This window comes from Agrobacterium tumefaciens, assembly GCA_025559845.1.
Classification (GTDB): Bacteria; Pseudomonadota; Alphaproteobacteria; order Rhizobiales; family Rhizobiaceae; genus Agrobacterium.
This window is the reverse complement of the sequence record CP048469.1, coordinates 2,214,621-2,235,789: the sequence shown is the minus strand read 5'-3', so window position 1 is coordinate 2,235,789 and position 21,169 is coordinate 2,214,621. Positions and strand designations below refer to the sequence as shown.

Below are 21,169 nucleotides of genomic sequence, written 5' to 3'. Positions count from 1 at the left end.
CAAGACGGAAACAGTCGATGAATTTGCGAGATCTGTCCGGAACCGAGTTTCCGGAATTGAACGAACTACTGCGCTCTGAAATCGGGGCGATCGAAATAGGGGGAATTACCGCAGACAGCCGCAAGGCCGGTCCGGCCACCCTTTTCGTGGCAGTCGCAGGCAGCAAGGCTGATGGTTCAGTCTACGTGCAGGACGCCATTTCCAAGGGTGCTGTCGTTATCGTCTCCAACCACGCGCTCGAAGCAAGCGTTCCGGTGTTGACCGTCACTGACCCGCGCCTTTACCTCGCGCTTGCCGCCTCCCGCTTTTACGGAAAACAGCCGCAGACCATGGTTGCCGTTACCGGCACCGCGGGGAAGACCTCAGTTGCTTCCTTTACCAGACAAATCTGGGCCTTCGCCGGTCATCCCGCAGCGCAGATCGGCACGACAGGTGTCATTGCACCCGGTCGTGAAGACTACGGCGCGCTGACGACACCGGACCCGGTCACGTTGCATGGGCTTCTTGCCGAACTCACCTCAGAAGGTGTGACGCACGCTGCGATGGAAGCCTCCAGTCACGGGCTCGATCAGCGCCGTCTTGATGGTGTGAAACTCGCCGCGGCCGGTTTTACCAATCTCGGTCGTGACCACATGGATTACCATCCGACGATCGAGGACTACATGGCTGCGAAGATGCGGCTCTTCGATACACTGATGGCAAAGGGTTCACCGGCCGTGATCTTTGCAGACGACCCCTGGTCGGCTCAGGCAATCAGAGCTGCGGAAGAGGCGGGGCTGAACGTTCGCACCGTGGGCCGCACGGGCGATTATCTGACCCTCAAAAGGGTCGAGCATTTCCGCCACAAGCAGATGATCGAGGTGCATCACGAAGGCACGATCTTCGAGGTTGATATTCCACTGGCGGGCGATTTTCAGGTTGCCAACGCTCTGGTTTCCGCCGGCCTTGCGATGTCTACCGGCGTGCCTGCTGCCGTTGCGATGAAGGCTCTTGAAAAGCTGATCGGTGCCGCAGGTCGTCTCGAACTGGTGGGGCACACGAAAAACGGTGCGCTTGCCTATGTGGACTATGCCCACAAGCCGGACGCACTCGAGAATGTCCTGACCTCGGTGCGGCCGTTTACCTCCGGACGCATCATTACCGTTTTCGGTTGCGGCGGCGACCGCGACAAGGGCAAGCGTCCGATCATGGGCGAAGTGGCGACGCGCCTCTCCGACATCGTCATTGTGACGGATGACAATCCGCGCTCGGAAGAACCAGCGACGATCCGTTCCGAGATCATGGCTGCGGCGCCGGGCGCATTGGAAATTGGCGACAGGGCCGAGGCAATACGCCACGCCGTTTCGCTTCTTTCGAACGGCGACACGCTGATCGTTGCGGGCAAGGGGCATGAAGAAGGGCAGATCGTCGGTTCTGTGACGCTGCCATTTTCCGACCATGAACAGGTGCGCACCGCGCTGGAAGGATTGAAGATTTGAACTGGCTATGGACAGTGGAGGAAATGGTCGCCGTTACGGCAGGGCGTCCGGTCGGCAATCTGCCTCTGGGCATCACGGGCATTTCCATCGACAGCCGCACGGTCAAACCCGGAGAGGCCTTTTTTGCCATCAAGGGTGACCGTGTCGACGGTCATGATTTCACGAGTTTCGCGGTCGCCAACGGCGCCGGTCTTCTCGTCGTGGCGGAAGGGAAGCTGCCGGCTCTCGGTCGTTTGACGGTTCCGATGATCGTTGTGGAAGATGTGCTTGTGGCACTTGGGAAGCTCGCTGTTGCTGCCCGCCAACGCACCTCCGCACGCATCATTGCTGTGACGGGCTCCGTCGGCAAGACGACCACCAAGGAAATGTTGCGTCAGGTTCTGGAGCCATCCGGCCGGGTGCATGCGGCAGTGGCATCCTTCAACAACCATTGGGGCGTGCCGCTGACATTGGCGCGCATGCCTGCCGACACTGAATTCGGTGTTTTTGAAATTGGCATGAACCATCCAGGCGAAATCCGCCCGCTGGTCAAGATGGTGCGCCCGCATGTGGCAATCATCACCACCATTGCCGCAGCCCATCTCGGCAATTTCAGCAACATTGAAGAAATCGCCGCCGCCAAGGCGGAAATCTTCGAGGGTGTCGAAGAGGGCGGCGCGGTTATCCTCAATCGCGACAACGCCCAGTTCGAACAGCTCGAAACCGCAGCGCAGGAAGCGGGCGTCTCCCACATTCTGACCTTCGGTCAACATGCCAAAGCCGACTTCCGCCTGGCGGATTTTGAGGCAACGACATCGGGATCGACGATCTGGGCGATCCTGAATGGCGAAACGAGCGAGTTGCACCTGAGCGTTCCGGGCCGGCACATTGCCGACAATGCCATGGCGGCTCTCGGTGCGGTCGCCGTGACCGGCGCCAATCTGGACAAGGCGTTCGAAGCGCTTGGAACGCTTGAGGCCGTCAAAGGACGCGGACAGCGCCATCGCCTTGCGATCAACGGCGGCTCATTCCTGCTGATCGATGAAAGCTACAATGCCAATCCGGCCTCCATGCGGGCAGCAATTGCAGTGTTGGCTGCGACCGAAACACAGGGACACGGCCGTCGTGTTGCCGTGCTCGGCGACATGCTGGAAATGGGCGAGTTCTCGGCTGAAGTGCATGAAGAACTGGCGGGGCCGTTGCTTGCCGCTGGTATCGAACATGTCTGGCTGGCGGGTGAAGCGATGGCTGCCCTTCGTGACGCATTGCCGGACAGTGTGACGGTCATCTGGTTCCCGACAACCGCGGAACTTGTCGATTTTTCGCTGCAATGGGTGCAACCGGGCGACGCACTGATGGTAAAATCGTCGTTGGGCCTCGGTTTTGGCAAGATTATCTCTGCCCTGCTTGACAAGTTTCCGGCATTCCCCGAGACGGAACGCCAAATCTGAACTAGCCTTGTGAAAGGGCACTTATGCTGATCTGGCTCGTAGAACTGTCGGACAAAATTCAAATCTTCAATCTGTTCCGGTACATCACCTTCCGGGCAGGGGCCGCGCTGTTCACTTCTGCGCTGATCGTGTTTTTGTTTGGTCCGGCTATCATCAATTCTCTTCGCGTTCGCCAGGGCAAGGGCCAGCCGATCCGTGCGGATGGACCGCAGACGCATTTCAAGAAGGCCGGTACGCCGACAATGGGCGGGCTGATGATCCTTGCGGGGATTCTCGGTGGTTCGCTGCTGTGGGGCGATCTGTCCAACGTTTATGTTGTTGCCGTCCTGCTCGTGACGCTCGGTTTCGGAGCAATCGGTTTTTACGACGACTATCTCAAGGTCACGAAGCAGAGCGACAAGGGCTTTTCCGGCAAAGCGCGTCTCGGCATCGAATTCGTGATTGCGGCCATTGCCGTGTTCTTCATGATGCAGATGGCGCTTGCATCGGCACCGCATGGCGGCACCCTCGGCAGCTCCATCGCGTTTCCGTTCTTCAAAGAATTCGTCATCAACCTCGGTTACTTCTTCGTGCTGTTCGGTGCCTTCGTGATTGTCGGTGCGGGCAACGCCGTCAACCTGACGGATGGTCTTGACGGTCTTGCCATCGTGCCGGTGATGATTGCCGCTGCTACGTTCGGTCTGATTGCCTACCTCACAGGTAACGCCGTTTTCTCCAACTACCTGCAGATCAATTTCGTGCCCGGTACCGGCGAACTTGCAGTTATCGTTGGCGCGGTGATCGGTGCGGGTCTCGGGTTCCTCTGGTTCAATGCCCCGCCGGCCGCAATCTTCATGGGCGACACGGGTTCTCTGGCACTCGGTGGCCTGATCGGCTCCATTGCCGTCGCGACGAAACACGAGATCGTCATGGTCATCGTCGGTGGTCTGTTCGTCATGGAAACCTTGTCGGTCATCATCCAGGTATTCTGGTTCAAGCGGACGGGCAGACGCGTCTTCCTGATGGCGCCGATCCATCACCATTTCGAGAAAAAGGGCTGGACGGAAAGCCAGGTGGTGATCCGGTTCTGGATCATTTCGGTCGGTCTGGCCTTGCTTGGCCTCGCCACGCTGAAGCTGAGGTGAGCCGATGATCCCAGTCACATCGTTCAAAGGAAAAAAGGTCGCGCTGTTCGGGCTTGGTGGTTCCGGTCTGGTTACCGCCAGGGCACTGGTTGCGGGCGGGGCGGATGTCGTCGCCTACGACGACAATCCCGACAGCGTTGCCAAGGCTTCGGCTGAAGGCATCGTTACGGCTGATCTTCGAACGATCGACTGGTCTGCGCTCGCGGCCTTCGTGCTTGCACCGGGCGTACCGCTTACACATCCGAAACCGCACTGGTCGGTTGATCTGGCACGTGCCGCTGCGGTTGATGTGATCGGCGATATCGAGCTTTTTGTGCGCGAACGTCGCGCTCATGCGCCTGATAGCCCCTTCATTGCCATCACCGGCACAAACGGCAAATCGACGACGACGGCATTGATTGCTCATATTCTGCAATCCTCCGGTCGCGATACGCAGCTCGGCGGCAATATCGGCACGGCGGTGCTGAGCCTCGATCCGCCGAAGGCGGAGCGCTACTACGTGGTGGAATGCTCGTCCTACCAGATAGACCTGGCGCCGACGATCAACCCGACGGCCGGTATCTTGCTTAACCTGACGCCCGATCACCTCGACCGTCATGGCACGATGCAGCACTATGCCGACGTCAAGGAACGGCTTGTTGCCGGTAGTCGCACCGCGGTTGTCGGTGTGGACGACAGCTATTCGACGCTGATTGCCGATCGCATCGAACGCGCAGGCGTGAAGGTCGAACGTATTTCCAAGCGCAATGTCGTTTCCGATGGGCTTTATGCCGAGGGTAGCCGTATTCTGCGCGCGCATGGCGGAACATCGGCATTGCTCGTTGATCTCGATGGAATCCAGACGCTTCGCGGCAGCCATAATGCCCAGAATGCGGCGGCGGCCATTGCTGCATGCCTAGCTGTCGGCGTTTCGGAAGATGAGGTCCGTGCCGGGCTGAAATCCTTCCCGGGTCTCAAACACCGTATGCAGCCGGTCGGCCGGCGAGGCAATGTCACCTTCGTCAACGACAGCAAGGCGACCAATGCCGATGCGTCTGCGCCTGCCTTGTCGAGCTATGATCGCATCTACTGGATCGCAGGCGGTCTGCCGAAGGCCGGGGGTATCGCCAGCCTTTCGCCGCTGTTTTCACACATTGCCAAAGCCTATCTGATCGGGGAGGCTGCTGCCGAATTTGCGGCCACGCTTGGCGAGGCTGTGCCTTACGAAATCTCCGGAACTCTCGACAAAGCCGTCGAACATGCGGCGTCTGATGCTGCCGACGATGCGAAAGCTGGAAATGTCGTGATGTTATCACCGGCTTGCGCAAGCTTCGATCAATATAAGAATTTTGAAGTGCGGGGTGATTCTTTCGTTTCGCACGTTTCGGCGCTTGCTGGCGTAACGATGCTGGTTGATTCGGGAAAGGGGAGCTGACGTCATGGTAAGCCGTGTTGATCGTGGTCCGGTCGCCGAATGGTTCTGGACCATTGACCGTTTCTTTCTGGCGGCGTTCATCGCATTGATGGGCATTGGCCTGATGCTGTCATTCGCTGCATCGCCAGCGGTTGCCGAGCGTATCGGCCTCAACAGCTTCTTCTTCGTCGAGCGACAGGCGATGTTCATGGTGCCGTCTCTGGCGATCATGGTTGGCCTGTCTTTCCTGTCGCCGCGTCAGGTCCGCCGTGTCGCGATCATTCTGCTGATCGCATCGCTGCTCATGATGATTTTCGCGCTGTTCTTCGGTATCGAGGTCAAAGGCGCGCGGCGCTGGATCTCGATCGGCAGCTTTTCGATTCAGCCTTCCGAATTCATGAAGCCGGCCTTCGTGATCGTTTGCGCCTGGCTGTTTGCGGAGCGTGCACGTCATCCTGAAATTCCTGGCAACCTCTTTGCGATCATCACCTTCAGCGTTGTCGCGGCTTTGCTCATTGCCCAGCCGGACTTCGGTCAGACCATTCTGACATCCGTTGTCTGGGGCGGCATGTTCTTCATGGCCGGCGTTCCGTGGTTCTGGATCATCGTGCTGGGCGGTCTCGGTGTCGCTGGTATCGTTTCGGCCTATCTGATGCTGCCGCACGTTGCAGGTCGTATCGACCGCTTCTGGACAGGGGAGGGCGACACGTTCCAGGTGGACACTGCACGTGAAGCAATCATTCGCGGCGACTGGTTCGGCCGCGGACCGGGCGAGGGCATCGTCAAGCGCATCATTCCAGACAGCCACACCGACTTCATCTTCTCCGTGGCTGCGGAAGAATTCGGCATTGTCTTCTGCATGTTCCTCGTCGCGATCTTTGCCTTTATCGTGCTGCGTGGTCTCAGCCACGCGTTTAAGGAAAAGGACGATTTCTGCCGTTTCGCGGTGGCTGGTCTGGTTTTGCAGATCGGCATGCAGTCCATGATTAACATCGGCGTCAATCTCGAACTGATGCCAGCCAAGGGTATGACCCTGCCGCTGATTTCCTACGGTGGTTCGTCGATGATGGCGATCTGCGTGACGGCAGGCTTCCTTTTGGCCCTGACACGCCACAGACCTGAGAAGAGAGCGCAAGAACGCAGCTTCTTCCGCGTCGGTTCAGGCGTTCCTGCGGAGTAATCTGAATGAGCAAGGGTATTGTTCTACTTGCCGCCGGGGGAACCGGCGGCCATGTTTTTCCAGCCGAGGCTTTGGCGCACACGCTCAAAGCACGCGGTTATTCTGTGCATCTGGTGACGGACAGTCGCGCCGAGCGTTACGCAGGCAAATTTCCCGCCGATGAAATTCATGTCGTTCCATCTGCAACGCTCGGATCGAAAAATCCGGTTTCGGTGGCGCGTTCATTGTGGAAGCTTTGGGTCGGCCTTCGTTCGGCGAGAAAGCTGGTCGCGAAACTGAAGCCTGTTGCTGTTGTCGGTTTTGGCGGCTATCCAACTGTGCCACCGCTGCTTGCGTCGACGGGCCTGGGTGTTCCCTCGATCATCCACGAGCAGAACGCTGTTATGGGACGCGCCAACAAGGCGCTGGCGGGACGCGTGAAGGCGATTGCGGGCGGGTTCCTTCCGACCGCGAGTGGCCAATACGCCGAAAAGACCATTGCAACCGGCAACCCGGTGCGCCCTGCCGTCCTGCACGCTTCGGAAATTCCCTACACGCCTTCGCAACAGGGCGAGCCGTTCAATCTTGTCGTGTTTGGCGGCAGCCAGGGGGCACAGTTCTTCTCGGGCGCCGTTCCGGCGGCAATCTGCCTGATGAGCGATGCACAACGCTCTCGCCTTACCGTCACGCAGCAGGCCCGTCCGGAAGACAAGGACAGCGTTATCGCGTCCTACAAGAAACTTGGCGTCAAAGCTGATGTGTCACCGTTCTTTGGCGATATGGCGGCTCGCATTGGCGATGCTGATCTTGTTATCAGCCGGTCCGGCGCGTCGACCGTTTCGGAACTCTCCGTGATTGGGCGCCCGTCCATTCTCGTGCCTTATCCGCACGCCCTCGATCACGATCAGGCTGCCAATGCGGCAGCGCTTTCGGCTGCGGGTGGTGCGAGGGTCATCAAGCAGGCGGAATTGTCGCCACAGAAGCTTTCCGGTCTTCTGGTATCGGCGCTTGCAGAGCCCGAGCGACTTGCCGAGACGGCGGCAGCAGCCAGGGCGACGGGTAAACCGAATGCGGCGGATGCGCTTGCCGATCTGGTTGAGGCAGTCGCCAACGGTCAGTCCGTACAGGAATTCAAATCGAAAGTTGAAGGAGTTGGGGCATGAAGATGCCGAAAGCCATAGGCCTTGTCCATTTTATCGGGATAGGCGGGATCGGCATGAGCGGCATTGCCGAAGTGCTTCACAATCTCGGTCACCGCGTTCAGGGTTCGGATCAGGCCGACAGTGCCAATGTGCAGCGTTTGCGTGACAAGGGTATCGAGGTTTTCGTTGGTCATCGGGCTGAAAACCTCGGGGATGCCGAAGTCGTTGTCGTGTCCACCGCGATCAAGAAGAACAATCCCGAACTCATCGCCGCACGTGAAAAGCACCTGCCGATCGTTCGTCGTGCCGAGATGCTGGCTGAACTGATGCGTTTCCGTAACGCCATCGCCATTGGTGGCACCCACGGCAAGACCACCACGACGTCTATGGTCGCCACACTTCTCGAAGCCGGCAATCTCGATCCGACCGTCATCAACGGCGGTATCATCAATGCCTACGGCACCAATGCCCGCATGGGTGCGGGCGAATGGATGGTTGTCGAAGCCGACGAGTCTGATGGTACCTTCCTGAAGTTGCCCGCCGACGTTGCTGTCGTCACCAATATTGATCCGGAGCATCTGGACCACTACGGCAATTTTGATGCCGTGCGCGCCGCGTTCCGCCAGTTCGTGGAAAATGTGCCGTTCTACGGTTTTGGTGTCATGTGCCTAGACCATCCCGAAGTGCAGGCGCTGGTCGGCAGGATCGAAGACCGCAAGGTCATCACCTATGGTGAAAATCCGCAGGCTGATGTGCGTTTCTCCAACGTGCGCATTGATGGAATTCGTTCGGTCTTTGACGTGGAAATCCGTCGTCGTCGCACGGGCAAGGTCTTTACCTTCAAGGATCTCGTCCTGCCGATGCCAGGCCGTCACAATGTCTCGAATGCCACGGCAGCGATTGCCGTCGCCAATCGTCTCGGCATTTCCGAAGCGGATATCAAGAAGGGGCTTTCCTCTTTCGGTGGCGTCAAGCGGCGCTTTACACTGACGGGCGAAGCAAACGGCGTTCAGGTCTTCGACGATTACGGTCACCATCCGGTTGAGATCAAGGCCGTGCTGAAGGCTGCGCGTGAGGCTTGCAAGGGCCGTATCGTCGCGGTGCATCAGCCGCACCGTTACAGCCGTCTGGCGAGCCTTTTCGACGATTTCGCCCATTGTTTTAACGATGCCGACACGATTCTCCTTGCTCCGGTCTATGCGGCGGGCGAAGATCCAATCGAAGGCGCGAACTCGGAAACACTGGTTTCGGCGATCAAGGCGGCGGGCCATCGTGACGCCCGTTTCCTCGAAAACCGCGAAGACCTTGCTTCGGTGGTCGCAGGCATTGCGAATCCGGGTGATTTCGTGGTTCTCTTGGGGGCTGGGAACATTACCCAGTGGGCGGCCGCGCTGCCTTCGGAATTGAAGAGCATATCAGGAAAGTCTGCATGAGACAGGTCGATGGGGTTAAATTGCTGGGGAGGCTCGGCGACGGGGTTAATGAACTGAGGGGACGTCTGACACCGGATGCACCTATGGACCGTGTGACATGGTTCAGAGCGGGAGGTCTGGCGGAAGTCATGTTCCAGCCGCACGATACCGAGGATTTGGTCACTTTCCTGAAAATGCTGCCGGAAGATGTACCGCTGACGGTCGTCGGTGTCGGCTCGAACCTCCTGGTTCGCGACGGTGGTATTCCCGGCGTTGTCGTTCGTCTTTCCGCCAAGGGTTTCGGTCAGGTCGAACTGGCCGGTGAAAACCGCCTCAAGGCGGGCGCGATTTGCCCCGACAAGCACATCGCCGCGATGGCCATGGACAATGGTATCGGCGGCTTCCATTTCTATTACGGCATTCCCGGTTCGATCGGTGGCGCGTTGCGCATGAACGCCGGTGCGAATGGCGGTGAAACGCGTGAACGCGTCGTCGAAGTCTACGCTGTTGACCGTCAGGGCAACGAGCATGTTCTTTCCAACGCTGACATGGGCTACAGCTATCGCCACTCCGGCGCTGATGCTGGCCTGATTTTCACCGGTGCGTTGTTTGAAGGCTACCCGGAAGACCGGGCGAAGATCCGTGCCGACATGGATGCCGTTCGTCATCACCGTGAAACCGTCCAGCCTATTCGCGAGCAGACCGGTGGTTCGACCTTCAAGAATCCTGAAGGACATTCTGCCTGGGAATTGATCGACGAGGCCGGCGGTCGTGGCATGGTGATCGGCGGTGCGCAGATGTCTTCGCTGCACTGCAACTTCATGATCAATACGGGCCATGCGACCGGTTACGATCTGGAATATCTGGGTGAAGCGGTTCGCAAGCGCGTGTTCGAAAACTCCGGTATTCGCCTTGAGTGGGAAATCAAGCGCCTTGGTCTCTTCATGCCTGGACGTGAAGTCGAACCGTTCCTCGGCGCCTGATGCGCCTGACAAACTGACAAGAAAAAGCCCGCGAGACCAAAGGTTTCGCGGGCTTCTTTGTTTCTGCGATTCAAGCGCTCGGCTTAGACTTCATCCTTGCCAGAAAGCAGGATGCAGGCGAGCGTGATGATCGCCGATACGCAGAGGTAATAACCGACATAACCCATGCCGTAGTTCACCTGCAGCCATGTGGCAATGTAGGGAGCCAGGGAGGCGCCGAAAATGCCGGCCATGTTGAAGGTGATGGACGAGCCGGTGTAGCGAACACGGGTCGGGAACGGAGCGGCAAGTGCCGTGCCGATCAGACCGTAGGTCATGCCCATCAATACCATCGCGAGCGCCGCGAAGACGAAGATCGAACCTTCGCCACCGGTCATCAGGCCAGGCAGCAGGAAGGAGAACAGGCCGATCAGAACCGTCGTCAAGATGAGGATCTCACGACGGCCGAAACGCTCTGCGAGCTTGCCAGCGATCGGGATGAAAATACCGAAGACGATGGAGCCGAGGATCTGAACTTCGAGCGCGTCGAGGAACGGGATCTTCAGAACCTTGACGTTGTACGACAGCAGATAGGCAGTGCCGATGTAGAACAGCACGAAGGTTGCCAAAGCAACGAAGGTGCCGAGAACGAGGCTGCGCTTGTGGTTGCGGAACAGTTCTGCAACCGGAACGGCAACACGCTCTTCCTTGTCGATAGCCTTCTGGAAGTCGGGCGTTTCGGTGATCGAAAGGCGAACCCACATGCCGACGGCGATCAGGATGATCGAGGCGACGAAGGGAATGCGCCAGCCCCAGCTCAGAAGTGCTTCCTGCGACATGAAGTGCAGAAGAATCCAGAATACGCCGGAGGACAGGAACAGACCGACCGGAGCGCCGAGCTGCGGGAACATGCCGTACCAGCTACGCTTGCCGGGAGGTGCGTTTTCCGTTGCGAGCAGAACAGCGCCGCCCCATTCGCCGCCGAGGCCGAAGCCCTGGCCGAAACGGCAAAGCGCCAGCAACAGCGGTGCAAGGACGCCAGCCGTCTCATAAGAAGGCAGTAGGCCGATCACCACGGTCGAGACGCCCATGGTCAGCAAAGCGGCCACCAGCGTTGCCTTGCGTCCAACGCGGTCACCATAATGGCCGAATACGACCGCGCCGAGCGGGCGGGCGAAGAAGGCGATCGAGAAGGTGGCGAAGGATGCAAGCAGAGCTGTCATCGGATCGTTGTTCGGGAAGAACAAGACCGGGAACACAAGCACTGCAGCAGTGGCGTAAACGTAGAAATCGAAAAACTCGATGGTCGTGCCGACCAGGCTGGCAGTGAGAACTCGTGCAGGCGAATTTGTCTTTACAGCGTTCGAATTGTCAGCGGTCGGCGATACCGGTGATATCGCGTCGGTCATGGTATTGGTTCCATTGTAGATGATTTAGACTAGCGGCCTTCGCAGGCGCAAAATGCGTTAACGCAATTTTCGGTCTTTTGAAATGCAAAAAAAGAAATAAAGCGCATTTTCTTTTCGCAATTGCGAAAAACGCTGAAAACCGCGCGTCGGCTCATTAAGCTTTTGTTAAAAATTTGATTCAGGCTGCGTTTCTAACGGGCTGAAAGCCAAGCGGATTTTTGTTGGGGAAAGCGCGCTCATCTTAACGTTTGGCTCTTGCGTTTGGCGGTGTCAGCTACCCCGAAATCCGGCTTTCCATTTCCGATCATTGAAAATCTGCATGTTGCAATCGTCGCAACTCTCTGATTCCAAGGAGGGAATCCGGGTAGGTGCTGATTCTTTAACGAAAGTCGGTCTGCCGATCAGGGCGGTTAACGAAAGTAAACGGTTCATTAACCTTAATAGCGTTTAACTGATCATGAGGATCGTGTCCCGGAATCACCGGGTGGCGGTTCGAAAGCGGAGAGTTGGTGTCAGAGGGTTTCATGAGCGGCAAGCACGTAGCTGTTCTTATGGGTGGTATTTCTTCCGAACGGCCGGTCAGCCTGTCGTCGGGGGAGGCTTGCGCGCTTGCACTGGAAGGCGAGGGATACAAGGTCACGCGCGTTGATGTCGGTCGCGACATAGCGGCGGTTCTGGACGCGCTGCGCCCGGACGTTGCCTTTAACGCGTTGCATGGACCCTTCGGTGAAGATGGAACCATTCAGGGCGTTCTCGAATATCTCGCCATTCCCTACACGCATTCCGGCGTGCTGGCGTCCGCGCTTGCCATGGACAAGGCGCAGGCCAAGAAGGTTGCTGCCGCAGCCGGTATTCCGGTTGCCCAGGAGCGTGTGATGAACCGCTTCGATTTCACCAGCGAGCATCCCTTGCCGCCGCCATACGTAGTCAAGCCGGTCCGTGAGGGCTCCAGCTTCGGCGTCGTTATCGTCAAGGAAGATCAGTCGCACCCCCCACAGGTTCTGACATCGTCGGAATGGCGTTATGGCGATCAGGTGATGGTCGAGCGTTATGTCCACGGTCGCGAACTGACCTGCGGTGTCATGGATGGCGAGGCGCTCGGTGTCACCGAAGTGGTGCCGCTTGGTCACAATTTCTATGATTACGATGCAAAATACGCTGCTGGTGGCTCAAAGCATGTCATCCCGGCAGAAATTTCACCGAAAATTTACCAAAAAATTCAAACATTGGCGGTCATGGCACACCAGGCGATCGGGTGCCGTGGCGTTAGCCGTTCTGACTTCCGTTACGACGATCGCTTTTCGGAAGATGGCGAAGTTATCTGGCTCGAGGTGAATACCCAGCCCGGCATGACGCCGACCTCCCTGGTGCCTGAGATGGCGGCCCACGCGGGCCGTTCCTTTGGTGAACTTGTCCGTTGGATGGTGGAGGACGCTTCGTGTTTGCGGTGACCGGTAAAAAGTCGACGGCAAGAAAGCGCGAGCAGGTTATGGCGCCGGCGAATGCCGACGATCGCATGGTTCTGCCGCGTCCGCTGCGTCGCATCGTGCGCTTCTGCGTCAGCCTTGCTTCTGGACGTATTCATATTCCGGCCCATACCGGCACGGTTTCCGCCATCGCCTTTTATGCCGCGACGGGCCTCTACGGCATGTCGCTTGGCGGGCACACGAATATCGTGACCCAGGCGACCACCTCGGCGGCGGGTTTCGCGGTTGAGGACGTGAAGGTTTCCGGCAACCTGCAGACCTCCGAGATCGATATCTTCCAGTTGCTCGGTCTCGATGGCAGCACGTCGCTGATCGCGCTCGATATCGATGCTGCGCGCCGCAAGCTGGCGCAACTGCCCTGGGTCGAGGACGTAGACGTCCGCAAGGTTTACCCGAAGACCATCGAGGTTCGCCTGAAGGAGCGCCAGGCCTTTGGCATCTGGCAGCACGGCTCGGAACTGTCGCTGATCGAAAAAAGCGGCAGCGTGATCGCGCCGCTGCGTGACAACAAATTCGCCTCTCTGCCGCTGTTCGTCGGGCGCGATGCGGAAACGGGTGCCGCCGGTTTCGTCGACAAGCTCGCCGACTGGCCTGAAATTCGCAACCGCGTACGCGCCTATGTGCGGATTGCCGGTCGTCGTTGGGATCTGCATCTCGACAACGGCATCGTTATCAAGCTGCCGGAAGAAAACGTGCCAAAGGCGCTGCAACTTCTGGCGCGGCTCGATCTGGAAGAAAAGGTTCTGTCTCGCGATGTCGCCGCTGTCGACCTGCGCCTGCCGGACCGTACGACCGTTCAACTGACCGAAGGTGCTGCCGAACGCCGTCAGGCGGCGGTAGAGGCGCGGACGAAAGCTCTCAAGAAAGCGGAGAAGAATACATGAGCTTTTTCGGTTCTTCCCATTTCGGCCTGCCTCGCCTGAAGCCGCTTTCCTCCAAGCGCAGCCACATCGTGTCCGTGCTCGATATTGGTTCCACCAAAGTCGTGTGCATGATCGGCCGGCTGACGCCGCGCCAGGAAAGCGAAATCCTTCCCGGTCGTACGCACAAGGTCGAGATTATCGGTATCGGTCATCAGCGTTCGCGCGGTGTGAAATCCGGCGTCATCGCCGATCTCGATGCGCTGGAAGGTGTTATTCGTCTTGCTGTCGATGCGGCGGAACGCATGGCAGGTCTGACCGTCGATAGCCTGATCGTCAACGTTTCTGCAGGGCGTCTGGCCAGCGATATCTACACCGCGAGCATCGATCTCGGCGGACAGGAAGTCGAAGCAAGCGACTTGCGCAAGGTGCTCGTGGCCGCAAGCCAGCAGTCCATGCGTCAGGATCGTGCGATCCTGCACTCCCTGCCCACGGGTTATTCGCTGGACGGCGAGCGTGGCATTCGCGACCCCTTGTCGATGTACGGCGATCTGCTCGGTGTCGATATGCATGTTGTCACTGTCGAGCGCACGGCACTCAAGAATCTCGAACTCTGCGTCAATCGCGCACATCTGTCGGTGGAAGGCATCGTCGCGACGCCTTACGCCAGCGGCCTGGCCGCGCTGGTTGACGATGAAGTCGAGCTTGGCTGTGCAGCGATCGACATGGGCGGTGGCACCACGACGATCTCGGTTTTTGCCGAAGGTCGCCTCATTCATACCGACGCCATCGGGCTCGGCGGTCATCACGTTACGACAGATCTTGCACGAGGCCTCTCGACACGAATCGAAGATGCGGAGAGACTGAAGGTGGTGCATGGTTCGGCATTGCTGAATGGCGCGGATGAGCGCGACATGATTTCGATCCCGCCAATTGGCGAAGATGATCGCGATCAACCATCGCAAGTTTCAAGAGCACTTGTAACCCGCATTGTGCGGGCGCGTATCGAAGAGACGCTGGAATTGATCCGTGATCGTATCCAGAAGTCCGGTTTCAGTCCCATCGTTGGCAAGCGCGTCGTTCTGACGGGCGGTGCGAGCCAGTTGACGGGATTGCCGGAAACGGCGCGGCGTATCCTCGCCCGCAACGTTCGCATCGGTCGCCCTATGGGCGTTGCCGGTCTTCCGGTCGCGGCAAAGGGCCCAGCATTTTCTACAGCTTGCGGATTGATGATTTATCCGCAGGTCGCGGGTATCGAAATTCATGCAGCACAAGGCGGAATGTTCTCGCCGTTTGGCGGCGGTAGCGGCCGGATAGCCCGGGTTGGGCAATGGTTGAAAGAGAGTTTTTGAGTAGCCTCGAGGCAATGCCGGAGGTTTTCGAGTTGAGTTTTCAAGAATCGGCCAGCGGGGCGATGCGGCCAGAGAAAGAAGGAATGGTAAAATGACGATACAGCTGCAAAAGCCGGATATCACCGAGCTGAAGCCACGCATCACCGTTTTCGGTGTCGGTGGTGGTGGCGGTAACGCTGTCAACAACATGATCACGGCCGGTCTTCAGGGCGTCGATTTCGTCGTTGCCAATACAGACGCGCAGGCCCTGACCATGACCAAGGCAGACCGGGTCATTCAGCTCGGCGTCAATGTCACGGAAGGTCTCGGCGCCGGTTCCCAGCCGGAAGTCGGTCGCGCCGCTGCGGAAGAGTGCATCGATGAGATCATCGATCACCTGAACGGCACGCACATGTGCTTCGTCACTGCCGGTATGGGTGGTGGCACCGGCACGGGTGCTGCTCCGGTTGTCGCGCAGGCCGCACGCAACAAGGGCATCCTGACCGTTGGCGTCGTCACCAAGCCTTTCCACTTCGAAGGCGGTCGCCGTATGCGTCTTGCCGAGCAGGGTATCGAGGAACTGCAGAAGTCCGTCGACACGCTGATCGTCATTCCAAACCAGAACCTCTTCCGTATTGCCAACGACAAGACGACTTTCGCTGACGCCTTCGCCATGGCCGACCAGGTTCTCTACTCCGGCGTTGCCTGCATCACCGACCTGATGGTGAAGGAAGGTCTCATCAACCTCGACTTCGCTGACGTTCGCTCGGTCATGCGCGAAATGGGCCGTGCAATGATGGGTACCGGTGAAGCTTCCGGTCCGGGCCGTGCAATGCAGGCTGCAGAAGCGGCAATTGCAAACCCGCTGCTCGACGAAACCTCGATGAAGGGCGCACAGGGCCTGTTGATCTCCATCACCGGTGGTCGCGACCTTACCCTGTTCGAAGTCGACGAAGCTGCGACCCGCATCCGCGAGGAAGTCGATCCGGACGCCAACATCATTCTCGGCGCGACCTTCGACGAGGCTCTGGAAGGCCTCATCCGCGTGTCCGTCGTTGCGACCGGTATCGACCGCGTTCCTGGCCAGATGGAGCAGAACGTAGCCGACATGCGTGCAGCAGCCGCTGCGAAGCCCCTTATCCGTCCTTCGGCGGCCGTTGCTCCGGCTCCGGCCGCAGTTCAGCCTGCCGCAGTCTCGCAGGCACCGAAGGCCGTAGACCCGATCGCACAGACCATCCGTTCGGCAGAAGCTGAAATGGAACGTGAACTCGGTTTTGCAACGCAGCAGCCTGCTCAGGACTTCCGTCCGCAGAGCAAGCTTTTCGCATCCGCTCCGGCTGAAGCTCCGGCAGCCCTGCGTCCGGCCGCTCCGGTACAGCAGGCCGCACCGGCGCCTGTCGCTCCGGCACCTGTCTATCATGCGCCTGAGCAGGTCGCCGCACCGGCACCACGCATGCAGCAGCCGCAAGCTCCGGTCTACCAGGAGCCTGCTCCGGTTGCCCGTCAGCCTGAGCCTGTCCGTATGCCGAAGGTCGAGGACTTTCCTCCGGTCGTAAAGGCAGAGATGGATCACCGTGCGCACGCCGCTCCTGCTGCACAGGAAGAGCGTGGCCCGATGGGTCTTCTGAAGCGCATCACCAACTCGCTTGGCCGCCGCGAAGAAGAAGAAGTTCCATCCGACATGATGGATGCTCCGAGCATGGCTCCGCAGCCGCGCCGCCAGCTTTCCCCGGAAGCAAGCCTTTACGCACCGCGTCGTGGCCAGCTTGACGATCACGGCCGTGCAACGCCTGCTTCGTCCAGCAACCACGAAGACGATCAGCTCGAAATCCCGGCGTTCCTGCGCCGCCAGTCGAACTGAGCCGACGATTCTATCGCAGTCAGAAAAGCCCGGATCGCAAGGTCCGGGCTTTTTGTTTTGGTGACGCTTTTAACGGTAAATTAATTCATTTTTTCAATGATTTAGTCTTGTAACAATCCGAAACGAACAGTGATTTGTTCTTAGACCTACATGTGCGTATGTATGAACCTGGGTAAAGGATTCTACTGATGCTTCCGGTCGTGAATGACCGGCGAAAACAGGAGCGGCGCTGCCATCGGCGCGGTTCATAAAACAAGGCACATACGCATGACTATCGGACTGCTCGGATTTCAGACAACCATCGCAAATGCTGTTCAGCTTAAAGGCATTGGCGTGCATTCCGGCAATCCGGTTTCGATGACCTTCCAGCCGGCAGAAGCCGGAACGGGCATCGTGTTTCACCGCCTCCATGAGAATGGCAGTGTAACGGAGTTGAAGGCGGTTTCTTCCAATGTCGGCAATACCGACCTGTGCACCGTGCTTGGTCGTTCGCTATCCCAGTCAGTGGCGACGATCGAGCACGTCATGGCGGCTATCTATGCCATGGGCATCGACAATCTCGTTGTCGAGGTTGATGGTCCGGAAGTTCCGATCATGGATGGCAGCTCTGCTCCCTTCATCGAAGCGATCGAAGCGGTTGGCGTCAAGAATCTCGGTGTGAAGCGCCGTTATATTCGTGTGACGAAGCCTGTCCGTATCGATGCCGGTGCATCCTGGGCTGAGTTCCGTCCGTATGACGGCACGCGATTCGAAGTGGACATCGATTTCGATACGCCGCTGATTGGCAAGCAGTCCTGGAAGGGTGACCTGACGGCTGAGAGCTTCAAGAATGAATTGTCCCGTGCACGGACCTTTGGTTTCATGCGTGACGTCGAGCGGCTCTGGGCTGCCGGTTATGCGCTTGGTTCCTCGCTTGAGAATTCGGTCGTCATCTCTGACGACAACACGGTCATCAACATGGAAGGCCTGCGTTACGCGAAGGACGAGTTTGTCCGCCACAAGACGCTGGATGCCGTTGGAGATCTGGCGCTCGCCGGCGCGCAGTTCATCGGTTGCTACCGCTCCTACCGCGGTGGCCACAAGGTCAATGCCAACGCATTGAAGGCTCTTTTGAGTGATCGCTCTGCCTATGAAATTGTCGAGGCACCTGCAGCGCGCAGCCAGATGGTTCGCGCTCGCGAGTTCGTTGCTGTCAACATGCCGGAATTCGCACCCTGGTCTGCATAAGCCAGTTTGCAGCATCAATTGACGGAAAAGCCGCTCCAGAAACTGGGGCGGCTTTTTTCTTTGCCGTACCTGTAACTCGCTGCAGTAACGGCGATATTCGTATTTGCCGTCGAAAAGTCGGATTCGATTTTCACAACACAGGTCGTGTCTATTGCGGGATTTACGGCATCCTTTGTGCGTTCAAATGGTTGCAGGGCGCTCCAATGCCATAAAAATGCGTTAATGCGTCATCATTGCGTTGCCCTGCGGATGCTTTTATGGCTAGAACGCCAATACAAAGCCGATGCTTATGTATTTGCGCGGGAAGTGGGAACTGTCGAATGAAGCATGTAGGGTCTGGTGCAATGAAGAGTACGATGCGCGGAATCGCGGTGTCGTTGATGTTGGTCGGCGCCAGCGTGGCGGTTACGGCCTGCCAGTCCGATCCGGATATCGACATCACCAAACTCGGCATGGAAACCGATCCGCCGGATGTTCTGTACAAGCAGGGTCTTGCCAACATGAACGCCGGTAACATGACCGAAGCCTCCCGCAAGTTCGAGGCGATCGACAAGCAATATCCGTTCACGGAATGGGGCCAGAAGGCGCTTGTCATGCAGACGTTCATTGCCACGCGTCAGAGCAAGAACGACGTGGCGATTGCTGCCGGTAGCCGTTTCCTGCGCCAGTATCCGCGCTCCAAGGATGCGGCTTACGTTCAGTACATGATCGGTCTTGCCTATTCGAAGCAGATTTCCGACGTCACGCAGGACCAGCGCGCTGCCCAGCGCACTGTTGAGGCGATGAGCAAGGTGGTGAACGACTATCCCGATTCGGAATATGTCGCTGACGCACAGGCAAAGATCCGTTTTGCACGCGACCAGCTTGCTGGCCGCGAAATGCAGGTCGGCCGTTATTATCTGGAACGCAAGGAATATCTGGCGGCGATTTCGCGCTTCCGCATTGTTGTGGAGCAGTACCAGAACACCAACCAGATCGAAGAAGCTCTGGCGCGTCTGACGGAAGCCTATTTTGCGATGGGTCTGGTCGACGAGGCTCAGACGGCTGCAGCCGTCCTCGGCAACAACTATCCGGACAGCCAGTGGTATGCTGATTCCTTCAAGCTGCTGAAAAACGGCGGGGTTGAGCCGCGTGAAAACAAGGGCTCCTGGATTTCGCGTGCCGGCAAGAAACTGATTGGCGCTTGAGATAGGGCATAGGCCATGCTGGTCCAGCTCTCGATTCGCGATATCGTTCTGATTGAAAGGCTCGACCTCGGTTTTGAGGCGGGCCTTTCCGTGTTGACGGGGGAAACCGGCGCCGGAAAGTCGATTCTTCTCGACAGTCTGTCTCTGGCCCTTGGTGGTCGTGGTGATGGCGGACTGGTTCGCCATGGCGAAGAGAAGGGCCAGGTCACGGCGAGCTTCGAAGTGCCACAGAACCATCCCGCCCGCGCGCTGCTGCGGGAAAATGGCCTGGATGACGATGGCGACCTGATTTTCCGTCGGGTGCAATCCTCTGACGGACGTACTAAGGCTTACGTCAATGATCAGGCCGTGAGCGTGCAGATGATGCGCCAGCTCGGCCAGACACTCGTTGAGATTCATGGACAGCATGATGATCGCGCGCTCGTCGATACCGACGCTCATCGCGCCCTTCTGGACGCCTTTGCGATGCTGGGAGATGAGGTGCGGACCGTTCAGGGCCTCTACCGAACCTGGAAGGACGCTGATCGCTCACTGAAGACCCACCGTGCAAAGGTGGAGGCTGCAGCCCGCGAAGCGGACTATCTGCGAGCCTCCGTTGAAGAGCTTGAGGGCCTGTCGCCGCGTGATGGCGAAGAGGACGAACTGGCTGAACGCCGTGCCGTGATGCAGAAATCGGAGCGCATTGCCGGAGATATTGCCGAGGCAAGCGAGTTCCTGAACGGCAATGCCTCGCCTGTTCCGATGATCGCTTCGATGATGCGGCGGCTGGAGCGCAAGAGCCATGAGGCTCCAGGTTTGCTTGAAGAAACCGTGCAATTGATGGACGCGGCGCTCGACAGCCTCTCCAACGCACAGATGGAAGTGGAAGCAGCGCTGCGGCGTACAGAGTTCGACCCACGCGAGTTGGAGCGTGTCGAAGAACGCCTGTTTGCGCTGCGTGCCGCAGGCCGCAAGTACAATGTCGCGGTAGCAGACTTGCCGGCGCTCGCCGAACGCATGGTTGCTGACCTTGCCGATCTTGATGCTGGTGAAGAACAGCTTGGCAAGCTGGAGGCCAATCTCGGTGTTGTGAAGGCCGCGTTCGATAATGCCGCCACGGCTTTGTCGGAGAAGCGACACAAGGCCGCCGGTTCGCTGTCTGATGCCGTTATGGCGGAATTGCCTGCGCTGAAGCTCGAACGGGCACGTTTCTCCGTCGAGGTTGCTTCCGATGCGCAGCAGGCGACGGCTGACGGCATCGATACCGTGGAATTCCAGGTTCAGACCAATCCTGGCACGCGTCCCGGGCCCATCATGAAGGTGGCTTCCGGTGGTGAATTGTCCCGCTTCCTCCTGGCGTTGAAGGTGGCGCTTGCCGATCGCGGCTCGGCGCCAACGCTTGTCTTCGACGAAATCGATACCGGCGTGGGTGGTGCTGTGGCTGATGCGATTGGACAACGGCTTCGTCGCTTGTCGAAAACCGTGCAGGTGCTGTCGGTTACCCATGCGCCGCAGGTTGCTGCGCGTGCCGTCACCCACCTTTTGATCTCCAAGGGGCCTTCCGGCGACGGCAGCGAGCGCATTGCCACCCGGGTTGCCACCATGCAGCCGGAGCACCGTACGGAAGAAATTGCCCGCATGTTGGCCGGTGCCTCGGTGACAGACGAGGCGAGGGCGGCGGCGGCACGCCTTCTGGCTGCAAAGGACTAATTCGCCGCTGTGGGCGGC

Annotated in this window: 16 protein-coding genes; 15 read left to right on the top strand and 1 reads right to left on the bottom strand. The window is 58.5% G+C overall.

Annotation, left to right across the window (positions count from 1 at the left end; translation table 11 throughout):
* Positions 1-17 precede the first annotated feature (17 nt).
* From FY156_11440 to murB, 8 genes are read left to right on the top strand one after another with little or no spacing between them, the layout of a single operon-like run.
* Positions 18-1,478 carry a UDP-N-acetylmuramoyl-L-alanyl-D-glutamate--2,6-diaminopimelate ligase gene (locus FY156_11440; protein ID UXS02030.1) on the top strand — a complete coding sequence of 487 codons (1,461 nt, stop codon included), beginning with the start codon at positions 18-20 and terminating at the stop codon, positions 1,476-1,478.
* A complete protein-coding gene (locus tag FY156_11435; GenBank protein ID UXS02029.1) occupies positions 1,475-2,908 on the top strand; it encodes a UDP-N-acetylmuramoylalanyl-D-glutamyl-2,6-diaminopimelate--D-alanyl-D-alanine ligase in 1,434 nt (477 codons plus the stop codon). The genes FY156_11440 and FY156_11435 overlap by 4 nt, the downstream gene beginning before the upstream one ends.
* 23 nt (positions 2,909-2,931) lie before the next feature.
* On the top strand, positions 2,932-4,032 hold the full coding sequence (locus FY156_11430) for a phospho-N-acetylmuramoyl-pentapeptide-transferase (GenBank protein UXS02028.1): 1,101 nt from the start codon (positions 2,932-2,934) through the stop codon (positions 4,030-4,032).
* Positions 4,033-4,036: 4 nt separating this feature from the next.
* A complete protein-coding gene (locus tag FY156_11425; protein UXS02027.1) occupies positions 4,037-5,446 on the top strand; it encodes a UDP-N-acetylmuramoyl-L-alanine--D-glutamate ligase in 1,410 nt (469 codons plus the stop codon).
* Positions 5,447-5,450: 4 nt separating this feature from the next.
* Complete coding sequence (ftsW, locus tag FY156_11420) at positions 5,451-6,605, top strand: putative lipid II flippase FtsW (GenBank protein UXS02026.1); 1,155 nt, start codon at positions 5,451-5,453, stop codon at positions 6,603-6,605.
* A gap of 5 nt (positions 6,606-6,610) precedes the next feature.
* A complete protein-coding gene (gene murG / locus FY156_11415) occupies positions 6,611-7,747 on the top strand; it encodes an undecaprenyldiphospho-muramoylpentapeptide beta-N-acetylglucosaminyltransferase (GenBank protein UXS02025.1) in 1,137 nt (378 codons plus the stop codon).
* Positions 7,744-9,159, top strand: coding sequence for a UDP-N-acetylmuramate--L-alanine ligase (locus FY156_11410; GenBank protein ID UXS02024.1), 1,416 nt, complete (start codon positions 7,744-7,746; stop codon positions 9,157-9,159). The genes murG and FY156_11410 overlap by 4 nt, the downstream gene beginning before the upstream one ends.
* Positions 9,156-10,121 carry a UDP-N-acetylmuramate dehydrogenase gene (gene murB / locus FY156_11405; GenBank protein ID UXS02023.1) on the top strand — a complete coding sequence of 322 codons (966 nt, stop codon included), beginning with the start codon at positions 9,156-9,158 and terminating at the stop codon, positions 10,119-10,121. Before FY156_11410 ends, murB begins: the two co-directional genes overlap by 4 nt.
* A gap of 83 nt (positions 10,122-10,204) precedes the next feature.
* On the opposite strand, the gene FY156_11400 is transcribed toward murB, so the two are convergent.
* Positions 10,205-11,509, bottom strand: a complete 1,305-nt coding sequence (locus FY156_11400; GenBank protein ID UXS02022.1) for an MHS family MFS transporter — start codon at positions 11,507-11,509, stop codon at positions 10,205-10,207.
* A gap of 524 nt (positions 11,510-12,033) precedes the next feature.
* On the opposite strand from FY156_11400, the gene FY156_11395 reads away from it, so the two are divergent.
* The 7 genes from FY156_11395 to recN all read left to right on the top strand — a co-directional run bounded on the left by FY156_11395 (position 12,034) and on the right by recN (position 21,151).
* On the top strand, positions 12,034-12,960 hold the full coding sequence (locus FY156_11395; protein ID UXS02021.1) for a D-alanine--D-alanine ligase: 927 nt from the start codon (positions 12,034-12,036) through the stop codon (positions 12,958-12,960).
* Positions 12,948-13,880 (top strand): cell division protein FtsQ/DivIB, encoded by a 933-nt coding sequence (locus FY156_11390; protein UXS02020.1) that lies wholly within the window; start codon positions 12,948-12,950, stop codon positions 13,878-13,880. Before FY156_11395 ends, FY156_11390 begins: the two co-directional genes overlap by 13 nt.
* On the top strand, positions 13,877-15,208 hold the full coding sequence (gene ftsA / locus FY156_11385) for a cell division protein FtsA (protein ID UXS02019.1): 1,332 nt from the start codon (positions 13,877-13,879) through the stop codon (positions 15,206-15,208). Before FY156_11390 ends, ftsA begins: the two co-directional genes overlap by 4 nt.
* A gap of 91 nt (positions 15,209-15,299) precedes the next feature.
* Complete coding sequence (gene ftsZ / locus FY156_11380) at positions 15,300-17,048, top strand: cell division protein FtsZ (GenBank protein ID UXS02018.1); 1,749 nt, start codon at positions 15,300-15,302, stop codon at positions 17,046-17,048.
* A gap of 267 nt (positions 17,049-17,315) precedes the next feature.
* Positions 17,316-18,275, top strand: coding sequence for a UDP-3-O-acyl-N-acetylglucosamine deacetylase (locus FY156_11375; GenBank protein ID UXS02017.1), 960 nt, complete (start codon positions 17,316-17,318; stop codon positions 18,273-18,275).
* A gap of 320 nt (positions 18,276-18,595) precedes the next feature.
* Positions 18,596-19,462: an outer membrane protein assembly factor BamD gene (locus FY156_11370; protein ID UXS02016.1), complete on the top strand. Its 867-nt coding sequence runs from the start codon at positions 18,596-18,598 to the stop codon at positions 19,460-19,462.
* Positions 19,463-19,477: 15 nt separating this feature from the next.
* Positions 19,478-21,151, top strand: a complete 1,674-nt coding sequence (recN, locus tag FY156_11365; GenBank protein ID UXS02015.1) for a DNA repair protein RecN — start codon at positions 19,478-19,480, stop codon at positions 21,149-21,151.
* The last annotated feature ends 18 nt before the right edge of the window (positions 21,152-21,169 follow it).